The organism is Pandoraea sp. E26 (assembly GCF_000681415.1).
In the GTDB taxonomy this organism is placed as follows: Bacteria; Pseudomonadota; Gammaproteobacteria; order Burkholderiales; family Burkholderiaceae; genus Pandoraea; species Pandoraea pnomenusa.
This window is the reverse complement of the sequence record NZ_AYXJ01000007.1, coordinates 69,175-84,313: the sequence shown is the minus strand read 5'-3', so window position 1 is coordinate 84,313 and position 15,139 is coordinate 69,175. Positions and strand designations below refer to the sequence as shown.

Here is a 15,139-nt window from a genome sequence, read left to right as displayed (position 1 = left end):
GTCATCCTCCCGGAGTTACGCCGGTAGCTACCGTCGTGGGATCGTCTGTCCTGCCCGCATAGACCCCCGACTGTCCGGATGTCGTGCGACGGGCGAACAACACGCACACCGCCGCGCCGGTCGCTGCCAACGCGATGGCCACGAGCATGATCTCGTGCCCGCCGAATACCTGCTGGAGCGTGCCGCCAATGAACGGCCCGAGAATGGCGCCAAGACGGCCGACCGCCAGCTCCATGCCCACGGCCGTGGCGCGCATCTCGGTCTCGTACGATGCCGCCGTGAAATTATTGAGCACGAACTGGCCGCCGATGATGCAAAAGCCGGCCATCGCGCTGCAGACCAGATTGATCCAATGCTGGTGGAAGAATACCAGCGAGAGGACCGCGATGGCGCCACCGAGCGACCAGGCGCAAAGCCACCCGCGTGCGCGCCCCGTCAGATCGACCAGATGGCCGCAAACCAGCCCGCCGATGAACGACATGATTTGCATCAAGGCACCGAAGCCAAAGCTCGCGCCGAAGCTCTCGCCGCGCGCCTGCATGAGCGTGGGAATCCAGCCCGAGAGTCCGAAGATGCAGAACAGGCTGAGGAAGCTCGTCGCCCAGATCGCAATGGACAGTTGCCGATAGGGTCTTGTCAGCAGCGCAAGCACGGAGGTCGTCGGCACGGGCGGGGGCGGCAGGATCTGCCGATCGCGGTACACGTCGGCGCGCTCGGGGCGCAGTTTCGTCAGAATCGCCTTGACCTCGTCGTGACGGCCGCGCAACAGCGCGAATTTGGGCGATTCGGGCAGGTAGCGATGCAGGAATGGCAGCAGGAACAGCGAGCACGATCCGATCCAGTAAAGCCCCTGCCATCCGGTATGCGGCGTGACGAATACACCGACAAGCCCGGCAGCCGCGCCGCCCGCGGCCCAGCCCAGCGCCACGCCCCAGAGCGCAAACTTGTTGGCCACGCGTATCGGCGCCAGCTCGTTGATGTAGGTCGTCGACAGCGGCAGCAGCACGCCCAGCCCCAGGCCGGTCAGCACACGCAGCGTGCAGAACGATGCGAATGAATCGGCGGCCGCCGCGGTGAGTATGGAAAAGATCGTTGTGATCCACAATCCGGCGATCAGCGTGGTGCGCCTGCCGATCCGGTCGGCAATGGCACCGTGCACGGCTGCCCCGATCAGAAAGCCGACCAGTCCACTCGAAATCAGCATGCCCACCTGTTCGAGCGACAGGTTCCAGGGGCCTTGCACATAATGAATGACGTAGGCGGGATTGAATGTGTCATAGCCGTCGAAGAGCGTCAGAAGCGCAAGGAGTATTCCTAGCCTGACGTGAGTGCGCCCGACAGGTGCGTCGGACAGCTCGGCGTGTACATCGATGAATCGTGCGTGCATGTGTCTCACTCCATCGTGGATGTGCGCGGCGGCTTATGATTGGATTTGCCCCGTCGCGATGGCCCGCCGCACGACGCCGGCGGCGCCGTGGCAGCGTGCCGGCATTTCACGGATTCAGTTATCGAGCCTGAACAACTTCGCGGCATTGCCGCGGCCGATCTTTATCCGGTCGTTGTCGCTGATCGATGCGGCTTCGAGCCAGTTTGCCGCATGGTCGATGTTCTCGAACGGCCAGTCGGCAGAGAACAGAATGCGGTCGGAACCGATTTCCAGCATCGCGTCGACGAGCGTCTGCGTGCGGAAGTTGCCCGACGTGGTGAGCCAGAAGTTAGCGTGAAAATATTCCGCGATGCGCTTTTTCGCCGGATAGTTCGGCGGCGTGGTCACCCACGCGTTGCGATTGTCGACACGCCACATGCTGTACGGGAGTCCCTCGCCCAGATGCCCCAGGATGATCTTCAGGTCGGGGTACTCGTCGAATAGCCCCGACCCCATCAGACGCAGCGCGTGCACGGCCGTTTCCTGACCGAACGCCCAGGTCGGACCGAGCAACCAGGGGTGCCCGTCGTAGATCGGTGCCTGCGAAGGCAGCGGATTTCGTGGGTGCAGATAGAACGGCACGTCGAGCGCCTGCACGGTGCCCCAGAACGGGCGAAACTGAGGCAGGTCGTAATAGAGCAGGCCGTTGCCCCCTTCGACCTGAGTGAACCCGTTCACCAGCGCGCCGACGAATCCGAGTTCATTGACGCAACGCTCCAACTCACGCGCTGCCAGGTCGGGGTCTTGCATCGGGAGCGCGGCAAAGCCGCGAAAGCGATCCGGTCGCCGCGCCACTTGCTCCGCCAGGAAATCGTTCGCCCGACGCGTCAGTTCGTATGCCGCCTTCGCGTTCGGGATGGCCTGAACCGTCGGTGCGTTCAGGGAGAGGATCATCAGGTCGATGGCATTTCGATCCATCTCGTCGATGCGTCGCTGCTGGATGTCGAGCAGACGATGCTTGAGTTCGGGCCAGTAGGATTGCGGCACGAAGCCCGCCGAATCCTGCACGGTCTCCTCTATCGCGAAATGTTCTTCGAGTGCGATCTTGCGCGTTGCCTTGAATGTCATGTCGTGCTCCTTCGGTAATCAGTACTGCCCCTTGGGATCGAGCCCAAGCGCCATTTGTCCGTACATCGTGCCCACGGTGTCCCAGTTCATGCTGATGTGCCGGCCGACCGCGTTGGCGTCGCGCCACGCACGTTGCACCGGGTGCGACAGGTCGAGTCCCTGACCGCCCGTCGACGCGTTGAGTGCCTCGGTGGCACGAATCGCCAGCGACACCGCGAAGGCTTGCCCGCGTCGACTGTGGATGCGCTCCTCCACCGATATGCTCTCGCCGCTGCGCACGGTGTTCTGGCGTTCTCGCAGGTCGGACAAGAGGATCATCCTTGCGGCATCGGCGCTGGCGGAGGCTTCAGCCACCCGCAGCTGAATCGTCGCGAACTCGGCCATGCGGTTATGCCCACCCGCCACCGCACCGCGCGTCACGCGTCGGCTGGTGCGCTCCAGATAGTCTTCCAGGGCGCCCAGGGCGGCCCCCACCGATACCGAGGCGAGACACGACGGGATCATCGAGAGCATCGGCAGCGCGTAATCGCGCTTGTGCGGGTACAGTTTCGCGCCCGGCGTCAGCCCCGAAGTGGTCTCGGAGAAGAACAGCACACGATGCGCCGGTACGAAAACGTTATCCAGTACCAATGTCTTGCTGCCTGTGCCCGCGAGGCCGACGACATGCCAGGTATCGTCGATGACATAGTCGGACTCGGGCACGAGCAGGAAGGCCGGCGCCGGCATTTCGCGCGTGCCCTGGGGCGGCAGGATCGCGGCGCACAGCGACCACTGGGCGCAATCGCAACCGCTCGCGAAACTCCATCGCCCACTGAGGCGATAGCCGCCATCGACGGCTTCGGCATGGCATGCCGGCGCGTAGGAGCCGCACACGAGCGCATCCGGGGTTTGCCCCCAGACGTCACGTTGCGCCTGCTCCGGGAAGGATCCGACCAGCCATTGGTGCGCGGCCAGCAAGCCGGCCACCCACGCCGTCGATGCACACCACTTCGCCAGATCGATATTGAGATCGACCAACGTGGCGAAATCCTGCTCGCTGCCGCCGAACGCCTTCGGTTTGACGATATCGAAATAGCCGATGCCCCGAAGCGCCTCGATCGACGACATCGGCACGCGGCGCTCGGTCTCGACTTGCGCGGCGCGCGCGCGAATTTCGCCCCCCAGGGCATAAAGGTTCGCCCGCATTGCCGCCGTTCCTGCATTCGAATCGTCGACTGCCCCGGCGACGCATGCCACCTCGATGTCTTGTGCTTCCACCATGATGATTGACCTCCTCTTTACCTGTTGGATGAAGCGCGCCCGCCGGGAGTGCGTGTGCCGACGAACACGTTGCGTTCGTGAATGGCGCGACGGTCAGCAGTACGCCGCATTGCAATACAGCAGCGGTCGATCGTCGCCCTGTTCGCGATGGCTGCCATCGTCGCGAGCCGACGAGACGTCACGAAGCTCGCCTGCGCGAACGTCCTCGACAGCGCCGATGAAAATCGTGTGAGTGCCGTAGGGCAATGCCGCGGATCTGCGGCAAAAGACGTTGGATTGCGCCGTGTCGAGGTAGTCGACGCCAAGCGGATGCGTTCCCCAACGTCCGACGAAGAATCGCGTTTCCGGCGACGCGGCGCCGCTGAAGGCGGTCGACACGTCGGCCTGATCGTGCCGCAGCACGTTGACGCAGAAGTGCCGCGCGCCCATCAGGATCTCGTGCAGCAGTGTCGAGCGATTCACGCAGATCAGCAGCGAGGGAGGATCGAGCGAAAGCGACGTGACGGCGGTCATGGTCATGCCATGCCTGCGCTCGCCATCGCTGGCGGTGACGATGGTCACGGTGGAGGCCATGCGGCGCAGCGTCGCCCGAAAGGCCGCGGCAACAGTGGGATCGGTGGGATCGGTGGGATCAGGTAATGCGGACATTGCCATCTCGTGTCTCCATTCTGGCCCGAGCGATTTCAGGCGGCAGGCGAGCGTCGTACGCGCTCTCTTGGGGTGACTATACTTTCATTTGCAAATGTTGCAACAACAAATAATGCAAACGAAATTGTTGCGCTGATAGAATTCGTCAATCAAAAAGATGAGCCGTCGAACATGCACAAGCTGACCAACTCGTTCCCTTACCTGCTGAACCGGGTCGGTGTACGGATGGGGGAACTGTTCTCACGTCGCATCGAGCCGTATGGCGTTACCCTTCCCATGTACCGAGTCATGGCAGCGCTGTCGGAGGTGCCGGGGCAACGTCTCGGAGATTTGTGCGTGATGACGACCGTGGAACTCTCCACGCTCTCGCGCCTGATCGGCACGATGGAGAAGATGAATCTCGTGTCGCGTAGCCGGTTGGAAGGCAATGCGCGCACGGTGGCGATCCACCTGACGAATGAAGGGGCGACGCTGCTGGAATCACTGATGCCGATTGCGAAGCACTATGAAGATGTAGCCACCAGTCAGCTCTCCCGATCGGCGATCGAAGCCCTGAAGAAAACGCTGACGGATATTTACAACGTGCTCGACATCATCGAGGACGAATTACCGGAGCCCACGGCGCGCGAGAAGCCTGGCAAGACATCTCGCAGGAAGTGATCGGAGGGGGTCGCTTACTCAGCTCTCATGAAGCTGGCGCCGGCTGAATTCGTCCGACAATTGGTGCTTTTACCCGGGCCGACCTGACCCGATACGCCGAAAAACTCGCTCTGGGTTTGGTACAGGAATCCAGAGCGGATCAAGAAGTCAGTCGTTTGACAAGGATGTTGCTTTGGTATTACTCCGATTACGGCTTCTCAATCACCGGGGCAGTGGATACTAGCGGCGCAACACCCATGGATCCATTGAACTGACCAATTCGTTCACCGTATTTGCGTCGCAAACAGATAAGCTCGCCACCGCATGCGCGGCGAGACGCAAGCCATTCCAATTGAGATTGCCGGAGTGACGCGGGATCTCTCGCCGACATTTGTGCATCGCCATAAAGCCGCCCAAGCTCAACGTCCATGGCTGCCAGCCCGGGGTCCGAACAGACCGCCGTCTCATCATCGGAAGCGGCACGCGTGCAATCAAAGCTCGTAATAAATGTTCGTGTCGGCCTGACTACGCCTTGCCGTTCCAAGCGCGCTTGCGGCGGCTCCGCGGGCGACGAAAGCTGCGAAGTGACGATTCGCTCGTTAGAGGCCAGTTTGTTGTTTGTTGAATGGATTAGCGTTGTGTCGGCCGGCTGGGTAGACGCCTCAGTGATCCGGGAAGCAATCGCGCTGCTATCATCGGGTTCGGGACGAAGACAAGGATCACATCCTGTCCCAAGCTCTGAAGATGATCCGCACTAACAAATGATCGTGGAAGGCACGAATTCAGTGAGATAGCGCGGTCAGCACCTGGGTAGTCATTTTGTAAGTCGCTGACGCACAAAACAAAAAGGCCCTTGAGATTCAAGGGCCTGATTGTGTGCTTGGCGGAGAGGGTGGGATTCGAACCCACGATACGGTATAACCGTATACCGGATTTCGAGTCCGGCGCATTCGACCACTCTGCCACCTCTCCAAGCATTCTTCCTGCTTTGGTTCGCTGCCTGAGTGGCCTCAAGCAGCGAGAAAGAGATTATAGCCGAATTTCTTTTTCTGCCAACCCCTTTTTGCGGATTTTTTTACTTCGCCGGCACGAGGCGTTCGATGCCGCCCATGTATGGGCGCAGCACGTCCGGCACCGTGATCGAACCATCGGCATTCTGGTAGTTCTCCAGCACCGCGACGAGCGCGCGCCCCACCGCCAGGCCCGAACCGTTCAGCGTGTGCACCAACTCCGGCTTGCCCTGCGCATTGCGGAACCGCGCCTGCATCCGGCGCGCCTGGAAGCTCTCCATGTTCGAACACGACGAGATCTCGCGGTACGTGTTCTGTGCCGGAATCCATACTTCCATGTCGTACGTCTTCGCCGAACCGAAGCCCATGTCGCCCGTGCACAGCACGATCGTACGGAACGGCAGCTCCAACTTCTTCAGAATCGCCTCGGCATGCCCAACCAGCATCTCCAAGGTGTCGTACGACTCCTCCGGACGCACCACATGCACCAGCTCGACCTTGTCGAACTGATGCTGGCGAATCATGCCGCGCGTGTCCTTCCCGTAGCTGCCCGCTTCCGAACGGAAGCACGGCGTGTGCGCCACCATGCGCATCGGCAGCGCATCGTTGGCCAGCAGTTCGTCGCGCACCAGATTCGTCAGCGACACTTCCGCCGTCGGAATCAAATAGAAGTTCTCGATGCGCTCGCCCTCGTCGCCACCTACCTTGCGCGGCACCTTGAACAGGTCATCCTCGAACTTCGGCAATTGCCCCGTGCCACGCATCGACGCCGCATTCACGATGTACGGCACATACGTTTCCGTATACCCGTGCTCCGAGGTGTGCGTGTCGATCATGAACTGTGCGAGCGCCCGGTGCAGACGGGCAATGCCCCCCTTCATCACCGAGAATCGCGCACCGGCGAGCTTCGCCGCCGCATCGAAATCCAACCCGAGCGCAGCACCGAGGTCAACGTGATCGCGCGGCGTGAAGTCGAATTGACGCGGCGTGCCCCAGCGACGCACTTCCACGTTCTGCGACTCGTCCGAACCGACAGGCACGCTCTCGTGCGGCAAGTTCGGCACGCCCAGCAACAGTTCCGACAGACGCGCCTGGATCTCTTCCAGCCGCTCCGACGACGCCTTGAGCTTGTCGGCAATGCCACCAACTTCGGCGATCTCGGCCGACGCGTCCTCGCCCTTGCCCTTCTTCATGCCGACCTGCTTCGAGAGCGCATTGCGGCGAGCCTGCAGTTCCTCGGTTTGCGTCTGAATCTGCTTGCGCTCTGCCTCGAGCGCAGCGAACGCCGCCACGTCCAGCGTATAGCCGCGCGCCTTGAGTCGCGCGGCTACGCCGTCGAGATCCTTGCGAAGAAGTTGAATGTCGAGCATGGTGGGTCGTCTGTCGTTAGCGGCCCACACACTTGTGGGCCATGAAATTCGTGGTGGCCACCCCGGCACCTTCCCGGCACCGGCGGTGGCAGCAAAGCCGAGATTTTACCAAACGCACACCGCGATGACGCCATTTGGCGGATTCGCTGTGATGTGCTTCGATCTGAAGGATGTCGCCGCGCCGCACAGGCTACCGGTCGCCGTGCGACCTCAGGCGGACTCGTCGTCGGACGCCTCGGCAGGCGGCGTCTTGCCGGAAGTCGCATTGTCCGGCGCGGACGCCTTCGCCGGCACGCCGGACGTCTTCCCCCTGGCATGCGTGCGCCGCCATTCGGCATCGAGCGACTTCAGCCAATTGAGCTTCTCGCCGATCTTGCCCTCGAGTCCGCGCGGCACCGGACGATACCACTGTTGCGCGCGCATATCGTCGGGAAAATAAGTCTCTCCGGCAGCGTAACCATCGGGCTCGTCGTGCGCGTAACGGTACTCGTGGCCATAGCCGAGTTCCTTCATCAGCCTGGTCGGCGCGTTGCGCAGATGGATCGGCACCGCGCGCGACTTGTCCTTGCCGACGAACGCCCGCGCCTGATTGTAGGCGTTGTAACCGGCGTTGGACTTCGGCGCGGCCGCGAGATAGAGAATGGCCTGCGCGAGCGCAAGCTCCCCTTCGGGCGTCCCAAGGCGCTCGTATGTCTCTGCCGCGTCGAGCGCGATGCGCGCCGCGCGCGGATCGGCCAGGCCAATGTCCTCCCACGCCATGCGCACGATACGCCGCGCCAGATAGCGCGGGTCGGCGCCGCCGTCGAGCATGCGGCAGAACCAGTACAGCGCGCCGTCCGGCGAGCTGCCGCGCACCGACTTGTGCAAGGCGCTGATCTGGTCGTAGAACGCATCGCCCCCCTTGTCGAAACGACGCAGATTCTCGGCAAGCACGCTGGCCAGCAACGTCTCGTCGATCGTCTCCAGACCCTGCGACATTGCCGCCTGCGCGACGATCTCCACATTGTTGAGCAACTTGCGGCCGTCGCCATCGGCCGAGTCGATCAGGCCCTGACGCGCCTCGTCGGTAAAGCCGATGTCGCCCAGCTCGCGCGCCGCGCGCGTGACCATCTCGCCGAGCTCTTCGTCGTTCAGACTCTTGAGCACATACACGGCCGCCCGCGAGAGCAATGCACCGTTCACTTCGAACGACGGATTCTCCGTGGTGGCGCCTACAAAGATGAACAACCCCGATTCCACGTGTGGCAGGAATGCGTCCTGCTGTGCCTTGTTGAAGCGGTGCACCTCGTCGACGAACACGACCGTCTGCTTGCCCTGCGCCCGCTGGATCTGCGCCGCCTCGACGGCGTCGCGAATATCCTTCACCCCCGAGAGCACCGCCGATAGCGAAATGAAGTAGGCCTTGAAGGCGTCGGCCATCAGGCGCGCGAGCGTGGTCTTGCCGACGCCCGGCGGCCCCCACAGGATCATCGAGTGAGGACGCCCCGCCTCGAATGCCACGCGCAACGGCTTGCCCTTGCCCAGCAGGTGGCGCTGGCCAATCACGTCGTCGATGGTATGGGGGCGCAGGCGCTCGGCCAGAGGTACCGAGGCCGACAGCGGGGCGTCGTGTGGCATGTTCTCAAGCGGCGCGGCCGGGGATGTCCCCGGCCGCATTCGGATAATCGGATGTGCCCATTATGCCAGCCCGGCCAGCGCGCCGCCGGCAAGCCCCGCGATATGCCGGCCGACGAAGGGTCACCGGCCGGCGCCGATCCGCCCGCCTCGCCCAGACATCCGCGGCAACTCATGGACAGGCTTAGGCGTGCCCGGACACGCGCCGTGTGGACGCAGCCGCGCCCGGCACCGGCTCAACCCTTGATCAGGTCGGCACCCTTGGGCATGGTGAACTTGAAGTGGTCCGCAGGCATCGGCGGATTTTTCTGAATCTTGTCGAAGGTCAGCAGGGTCACGTTGCCGAACGCATCGTACAGTTCCATCGCGGCCAGATTGCCATCGCGAAACCCGATGCCAACGCGCTGGAACTGCGTGTCCTGGGCCTTGGGCTTGAGCTCGACCCAGTCGATGCCATTCTTCACGCCGGCATCCTTGAGCGAAAAGCTTTTCTCGATGTCGTTGCTGCCGAACAGAATGGCGGCCGGACTAGCCCCCAGCGACGCGCCCAGCTTGCGCTCGGTCACCTGGTTCAGGTCCTTGTCGTAGATGTAAAGCGTCTCGCCGTCTGCCTGAAGCAGCTGCTCATACGGCTTCACGTAACGCCAGACGAAGCGCCCCGGGCGAGAGAATTCGAAGGTGCCCGATGCCGCATTCGTCACTTTCATCGTGCCGTCCTGCTGCCCCTTGACCTGCTTCTGCTCGAACTCGCCTCGCGCCGACTTCACCTGCGCGGCAAACGCCTTGAGTTGCGCCGTGCCGCTCGCAAAAGCGGGAGCAACCCACGCCGCCAATGTCACGCCCACGGCACCGACCACGATCGGCAGGCCTCGTTTGAATCCCAGCATGTTTGTCATTCTCCTTCGCGATTCGGCACCAGGATCTCCCGGTTGCCGTTGCTCGCCATCGCCGACACGACGCCGGACTGTTCCATCTGTTCGAGCAGGCGCGCCGCGCGGTTGTAGCCGATACGCAGATGCCGCTGCACCAGCGAGATCGATGCCCGGCGCTGCTTGAGCACCACGGCCACGGCCTGGTCGTACAGGGGATCGGACTCGCCGCCCCCCTCGCCGGTTCCGCCGCCCGCCCCGTCCACGCCACCGTCCTCACCTTCCGCGGCGCCGTCCAGAATGCCTTCGACGTAGTTCGCCTCGCCCTGCTCCCTGAGCCGTTCGACCACGCGATGCACCTCGTCGTCGGCCACGAACGCGCCATGCACGCGCAGCGGCAAGCCGGTACCGGGCGGCATGTAGAGCATGTCGCCCATGCCCAGCAGCGTTTCGGCCCCCTGCTGGTCGAGAATGGTGCGCGAGTCGATCTTGGAGGACACCTGGAACGCCACGCGCGTCGGCACGTTCGCCTTGATCAACCCGGTGATCACGTCGACCGAGGGTCGCTGCGTGGCCAGAATCAGGTGAATGCCCGCCGCCCGCGCCTTTTGCGCGATACGCGCGATCAACTCTTCGACCTTCTTGCCGACAACCATCATCAGGTCCGCCAGCTCGTCGATCACCACGACGATATACGGCAGACGCTGCAACGGCTCCGGCGCCTCCGGCGTGAGCGAGAAGGGATTGGGAATATGTTCTTCGCGCTTGGTGGCGTCGTCGATCTTGTTGTTGTACCCGGCCAGGTTGCGCACGCCGAGCTTACTCATGAGCTTGTAGCGACGCTCCATTTCCGCGACGACCCAGTTCAGCGCATGGCCAGCCTGGCGCATGTCGGTGACCACCGGACACAACAGATGCTGGATGCCTTCGTACATGCTCATTTCGAGCATCTTCGGATCGATCAGGATCAGGCGCACCTGCTCGGCCGTCGCCTTGTAGAGCAGCGACAGGATCATGGCGTTGATCCCCACCGACTTGCCGGAACCAGTGGTGCCGGCCACGAGCAGGTGAGGCATCTTGGCCAGATCGGCCACGACCGGCTTGCCGCCGATGTCCTTGCCGAGCGCCAGCGTCAGCAGCGACGATGAGTCGTTGTAGATCTCGGAACCCAGAATCTCCGTCAGACGCACGGTCTGGCGGCGTGGATTCGGCAGCTCCAGCCCCATGAAATTCTTGCCCGGAATGGTCTCCACCACGCGGATCGACACCAACGAGAGCGAGCGCGCCAGATCCTTCGCGAGGTTCACGATCTGACTGCCCTTCACCCCCGTGGCCGGCTCGATTTCGTAGCGCGTGATGACCGGCCCCGGATAGGCCGCCACAACGCTCACCTCCACGCCGAAGTCCTTGAGCTTCTTCTCGATCAGGCGCGAGGTGAACTCCAGGGTCTCGGCGGACACCGTCTCCTGCGCGGCCGGTGCGGCATCGAGCAGCGCGAGCGGCGGCAGGATCGAATCGGGCAGATCGGCAAACAACGGCGCCTGCTTCTCCTTCTCCACGCGCTCGCTCTTGGGCACGACCTTGACCGGCGGCACGATCTGCACCGGCTCGTGCACTTCGGCGCGCACGCGGTTCTGCACGACGGCGCCTTCGCGCGCCATTGCCGCCTCCTCGCCCAGACGGCGATCCTGGCGCGCTTCGCGACGACGACGAATCACCGTACCCGTATCGAGAATCAGCGCGCCGAGTTTCTCGGCGGCGGACAGCCACGAGAAATGGAACAGCAACGACAGCCCGAAGGCGAAGATGAGCAGGAGTGCCAGCGTGCCGCCCGTGAAGCCGAGCGCGTGCTGGAAGAAGCCGCCGACAGTCTCGCCGATCACACCGCCCGATGCGCGCGGCAATTGGGCCTTGAGGCGGTACAGGCGCAGCGATTCGATGCCGGCGCTGGAGAGCAGCACCATCAGGGAAGAGACGATTTCTACCCAACCGCCGCTTGCCAGCCGCTCTCGCAGCGGCGGCGCCTCGCGCCGGGCGGAAATTCGCCGGTAGCCGGCGACAACGCGCCGGGCAATGAACACGACCAGCCAGTAGGCGGACAGGCCGAGGGTGAGCAGCAGCATGTCGGCCACCCACGCGCCCACGCGCCCCGCCCAGTTGGCGATGCGCTCCACGTGCGCCGCATGTGTCCAGCTGGGGTCCAGACGGCTGTACGAGAACAACGCCATCAACAGGAACACCATCAGCGCGACCTGCGCCATCCAGCGGATTTCATGGAAAAGGTGCGTCACCCGATTGGGCAACGACGATCCGGCACCAGCAGAGTAAGAAGATTTCGTCGTCATCAAGCCATGGGGTTGGGCGGGCAGACGGGCGGCCTGCCGCGCGGCAAGGCTCCATTGTAAACAACTATTACATTCGTTAATGCAGGAAAAGGTGACAAGCAGTAACGCCGGGACTTCCCGCAACGCGCCGCCCGGCTTCCGGCGCTCGCGTAGGCCCCGATCCGGTCCTTCGCTATCGCGTCGATTGCAAGGCTCCATCAACGAAACGACGTCGGCCCTTTATAATGTGGGTTTGCGCCGGATCCGTTCCGGCGCCAGCCCCTACCCCCTTTCCGGTGAGTCCGTCCATGTCCGTCGCCAAGCACGCAAAAGTCCTGATTCTCGGTTCCGGCCCCGCCGGCTACAGCGCCGCCGTCTATGCCGCGCGCGCCAACCTCAACCCCGTGCTGATCACCGGGATCGCCCAGGGCGGCCAGTTGATGACCACCACGGACGTCGAGAACTGGCCCGGCGACCCGACCGGCGTGCAAGGCCCCGAACTCATGGCCCGCATGCAGGCCCACGCCGAGCACTTCAACACCGAGATAATCTTCGATCACATCCACACGGTGCACCTGAACGAGCGCCCGCTGCGCCTGATCGGCGACGCCGGCGAATACACCGCCGACGCCCTGATCATCGCCACCGGCGCCTCGGCCCAGTACCTGGGCCTGCCGTCCGAAGAGGCATTCTCGGGTCGCGGCGTGTCCGCCTGCGCCACGTGCGACGGTTTCTTCTACAAAGGCAAGGAAGTTTGCGTCGTCGGTGGCGGCAACACGGCCGTGGAAGAGGCGCTGTATCTGGCGAACATCGCCAGCAAGGTGACCGTGATTCACCGTCGCGACAAATTCCGCGCCGAACCGATTCTGATCGACCGTCTGCTGGAGAAAGCCAAGCAGGGCGTGGTCGAACTGAAATACGACCACGTGCTCGACGAAGTGACCGGCGATGACTCCGGCGTCACCGGCGTGCGCATCAAGAACGTGAAGACCGGCGCGCACGAGGACATCGCGCTGCACGGCGTGTTCATCGCCATCGGCCACAAGCCGAATACCGATATCTTCGAGGGTCAGCTCGAGATGAAGAACGGGTACATCGTCACGCACAGCGGCCTGAACGGCAACGCGACGGCGACCAGCGTGCCGGGCGTGTTCGCCGCCGGCGACGTGCAGGACCACGTCTACCGTCAAGCCATCACCAGCGCCGGCACGGGTTGCATGGCCGCGCTCGACGCCCAACGCTACCTCGAAAATCTCGACCAGTAAGGCATTCGCGCCATGTTTCGGCGCCCTCGCCGTCCGGCGCTCGCGGCTTGGTCCGTGGCGCCATTCGGTCTTGGCGCCGCTGCCTGTGGTGCCGTTGACATATTTGGCACCCTCGGCACCCTCGGCACCTTTGGCGCGACCGGATCCAACCGATCCGTTCGCCCAGCTTGATCCTCCCTCGTCCTTGTTCGCACGCCCATGAGCAAGAAGCCACCGAAACTCAGCCTCGGCGACCTCGCCGCCCTGCGCGATACGCTCGCGAAGGAGACGGCCGCGCGTGAGGCCGAACGTCTGGCCGCCGCCCAGCGCGCCGCCCAGGCCCGGCGCGACGCCAATGTGTTCCGCGACAGCATCGGCGACATCGCGCCGCTCGCCGCCAGGGGTGCCGTCGATCGCGTCGAGCACCCGCGTCGCCCGCCCGAGCCCGTCGCCCGCCAGACGCAGGAAGACGAAGCGGCGGTGCTTTTCGAATCGCTTTCCGACGAGTTCGATCCCGAAGCGCTTCTCGACACCGACGACCGGCTGTCTTACCGCCGCCCCGGCATCAGCCAGGACGCCGTACTCAAGCTCCAGCGCGGCGAATGGGTCGTGCAAGCGCAGATCGACCTGCATGGCATGCGCCGCGACGAGGCGCGCGAGGCGCTGTCCGCGTTTCTGCACGACGCCGTCAAGCGCGGCCTGCGCTGCGTGCGCGTGATCCACGGCAAGGGGCTGGGGTCGGTCAATCGCGAACCGGTGCTCAAGGACAAGGTGCGAGGCTGGCTCGCACAGAAGAACGAAGTGCTCGCGTGGGCGCAGGCGCAAGGACGCGACGGCGGCGGCGGTGCGCTGGTAGTATTGCTCCAGGCTGCGCAGACGAGGGCGCCCCGCGGGTAAGCGAACGCGCCCCCGCCGATCACGACGTATCACTCTCGGGATTCGCCGATGATTCAAGAGATGAGCGCCCAGCTGCATACGATTCTGGCCGTGATGGAGGCCATAGCCGTATTCTCGTGCGCCATCTCGGGGTTCGCCGAAGCCCGCAAGCAGCACCTCGATCCGGTCGGCGCCTTCGTGCTGGCCTTCGCCACGGCATTCGGCGGCGGCACGCTGCGCGACGTGCTGCTCGACCATCGTCCGTTCTACTGGGTGCAGCACCAGTGGTACACGGTCATCATTCTGGTGCTCTCGCTCTCGACATCCGGCGTCATGAAGCTCGTCTCGCGCGTGGCGACCGAGCGCGTGCTGCTCATTACCGACGCCATCGGCCTTGGCTTCTTCAGCGCATCCGGCACGTCGCTCGCGCTGCAGACCGACATGTCGGCACTGATGTCCGTGATGATGGGGGTCATTACCGGCGTGGGCGGCGGCGTGATTCGCGACATCCTCTGCAACGAGGTGCCGCTGGTTTTGCGCGACACGCGCCCTTACGCGATATGCGCCTTCGTCGGCGGCTGGATCTACATCGCGCTCACGTACGTCGATCTCGACCCGCTCTACACCTTGTCGATCAGCGCGCTGTCGGTGATCTTCGTACGCCTGATCACCGTCGCGTTCGATGTCCGGCTCAAATCCTGAACGCACCGGTTTCGATCCCGCCTCCATCACACATCCAACGCGCCGCTAGCGCGCTTCCAACGCGATACAAACCGAATCGACGGCATCGA

General features: G+C 63.6%; 13 protein-coding genes and 1 tRNA gene. 4 read left to right on the top strand and 10 right to left on the bottom strand.

What is annotated here, in order from left to right:
- Nucleotide 1: 1 nt before the first annotated feature.
- The 4 genes from W930_RS26020 to W930_RS0104340 form a co-directional block, all read right to left on the bottom strand.
- Nucleotides 2-1,387, bottom strand: coding sequence for an MFS transporter (locus W930_RS26020; protein ID WP_023597073.1), 1,386 nt, complete (start codon nt 1,385-1,387; stop codon nt 2-4).
- A 114-nt stretch (nt 1,388-1,501) separates the two neighbouring features.
- On the bottom strand, nt 1,502-2,494 hold the full coding sequence (locus W930_RS0104350; RefSeq protein ID WP_023597074.1) for an amidohydrolase family protein: 993 nt from the start codon (nt 2,492-2,494) through the stop codon (nt 1,502-1,504).
- A gap of 18 nt (nt 2,495-2,512) precedes the next feature.
- Nucleotides 2,513-3,754, bottom strand: a complete 1,242-nt coding sequence (locus W930_RS26015) for an acyl-CoA dehydrogenase family protein (RefSeq protein WP_023597075.1) — start codon at nt 3,752-3,754, stop codon at nt 2,513-2,515.
- A 93-nt stretch (nt 3,755-3,847) separates the two neighbouring features.
- Nucleotides 3,848-4,402, bottom strand: coding sequence for a flavin reductase family protein (locus tag W930_RS0104340; RefSeq protein ID WP_023597076.1), 555 nt, complete (start codon nt 4,400-4,402; stop codon nt 3,848-3,850).
- A gap of 9 nt (nt 4,403-4,411) precedes the next feature.
- On the opposite strand from W930_RS0104340, the gene W930_RS0104335 reads away from it, so the two are divergent.
- The gene (locus W930_RS0104335; protein ID WP_235195497.1) at nt 4,412-5,062 is read left to right on the top strand and encodes a MarR family winged helix-turn-helix transcriptional regulator; all 651 of its coding nucleotides are present in this window, start codon (nt 4,412-4,414) and stop codon (nt 5,060-5,062) included.
- A gap of 187 nt (nt 5,063-5,249) precedes the next feature.
- Here W930_RS0104335 and W930_RS29465 read toward each other — a convergent pair whose 3' ends face one another.
- The 6 genes from W930_RS29465 to W930_RS0104310 form a co-directional block, all read right to left on the bottom strand.
- Nucleotides 5,250-5,585 (bottom strand): lysozyme inhibitor LprI family protein, encoded by a 336-nt coding sequence (locus W930_RS29465; protein ID WP_255343974.1) that lies wholly within the window; start codon nt 5,583-5,585, stop codon nt 5,250-5,252.
- 337 nt (nt 5,586-5,922) lie between these two features.
- A tRNA-Ser gene (locus W930_RS0104330) sits at nt 5,923-6,013 on the bottom strand.
- Between the two features lie 103 nt (nt 6,014-6,116).
- On the bottom strand, nt 6,117-7,421 hold the full coding sequence (gene serS, locus W930_RS0104325) for a serine--tRNA ligase (RefSeq protein ID WP_023597078.1): 1,305 nt from the start codon (nt 7,419-7,421) through the stop codon (nt 6,117-6,119).
- A 210-nt stretch (nt 7,422-7,631) separates the two neighbouring features.
- Nucleotides 7,632-9,038, bottom strand: coding sequence for a replication-associated recombination protein A (locus tag W930_RS26010; protein WP_023597079.1), 1,407 nt, complete (start codon nt 9,036-9,038; stop codon nt 7,632-7,634).
- A 233-nt stretch (nt 9,039-9,271) separates the two neighbouring features.
- Nucleotides 9,272-9,922, bottom strand: coding sequence for an outer membrane lipoprotein chaperone LolA (lolA, locus tag W930_RS0104315; RefSeq protein ID WP_023597080.1), 651 nt, complete (start codon nt 9,920-9,922; stop codon nt 9,272-9,274).
- 5 nt (nt 9,923-9,927) lie between these two features.
- Nucleotides 9,928-12,249, bottom strand: coding sequence for a DNA translocase FtsK (locus W930_RS0104310; protein ID WP_023873491.1), 2,322 nt, complete (start codon nt 12,247-12,249; stop codon nt 9,928-9,930).
- Nucleotides 12,250-12,536: 287 nt separating this feature from the next.
- Between W930_RS0104310 and trxB the strand changes: the two genes are divergently transcribed.
- From trxB to W930_RS0104295, 3 genes are all read left to right on the top strand, one after another.
- A complete protein-coding gene (gene trxB / locus W930_RS0104305) occupies nt 12,537-13,493 on the top strand; it encodes a thioredoxin-disulfide reductase (protein WP_023873490.1) in 957 nt (318 codons plus the stop codon).
- A gap of 198 nt (nt 13,494-13,691) precedes the next feature.
- The gene (locus W930_RS0104300) at nt 13,692-14,369 is read left to right on the top strand and encodes a Smr/MutS family protein (protein WP_023597083.1); all 678 of its coding nucleotides are present in this window, start codon (nt 13,692-13,694) and stop codon (nt 14,367-14,369) included.
- 60 nt (nt 14,370-14,429) lie between these two features.
- Nucleotides 14,430-15,050, top strand: a complete 621-nt coding sequence (locus tag W930_RS0104295; protein ID WP_023873488.1) for a trimeric intracellular cation channel family protein — start codon at nt 14,430-14,432, stop codon at nt 15,048-15,050.
- The last annotated feature ends 89 nt before the right edge of the window (nt 15,051-15,139 follow it).

Coding starts and splice junctions, on each gene's coding strand:
- W930_RS26015 (WP_023597075.1), bottom strand. CDS start 3,754: ATGGTGGAAGCACAAGACATCGAGGTGGCATGCGTCGCCGGGGCAGTC.
- W930_RS0104295 (WP_023873488.1), top strand. CDS start 14,430: ATGAGCGCCCAGCTGCATACGATTCTGGCCGTGATGGAGGCCATAGCC.
- W930_RS26020 (WP_023597073.1), bottom strand. CDS start 1,387: ATGCACGCACGATTCATCGATGTACACGCCGAGCTGTCCGACGCACCT.
- trxB (WP_023873490.1), top strand. CDS start 12,537: ATGTCCGTCGCCAAGCACGCAAAAGTCCTGATTCTCGGTTCCGGCCCC.
- W930_RS0104300 (WP_023597083.1), top strand. CDS start 13,692: ATGAGCAAGAAGCCACCGAAACTCAGCCTCGGCGACCTCGCCGCCCTG.
- W930_RS0104310 (WP_023873491.1), bottom strand. CDS start 12,249: ATGACGACGAAATCTTCTTACTCTGCTGGTGCCGGATCGTCGTTGCCC.
- W930_RS26010 (WP_023597079.1), bottom strand. CDS start 9,038: ATGCCACACGACGCCCCGCTGTCGGCCTCGGTACCTCTGGCCGAGCGC.
- lolA (WP_023597080.1), bottom strand. CDS start 9,922: ATGCTGGGATTCAAACGAGGCCTGCCGATCGTGGTCGGTGCCGTGGGC.
- serS (WP_023597078.1), bottom strand. CDS start 7,421: ATGCTCGACATTCAACTTCTTCGCAAGGATCTCGACGGCGTAGCCGCG.
- W930_RS0104340 (WP_023597076.1), bottom strand. CDS start 4,402: ATGTCCGCATTACCTGATCCCACCGATCCCACCGATCCCACTGTTGCC.
- W930_RS0104350 (WP_023597074.1), bottom strand. CDS start 2,494: ATGACATTCAAGGCAACGCGCAAGATCGCACTCGAAGAACATTTCGCG.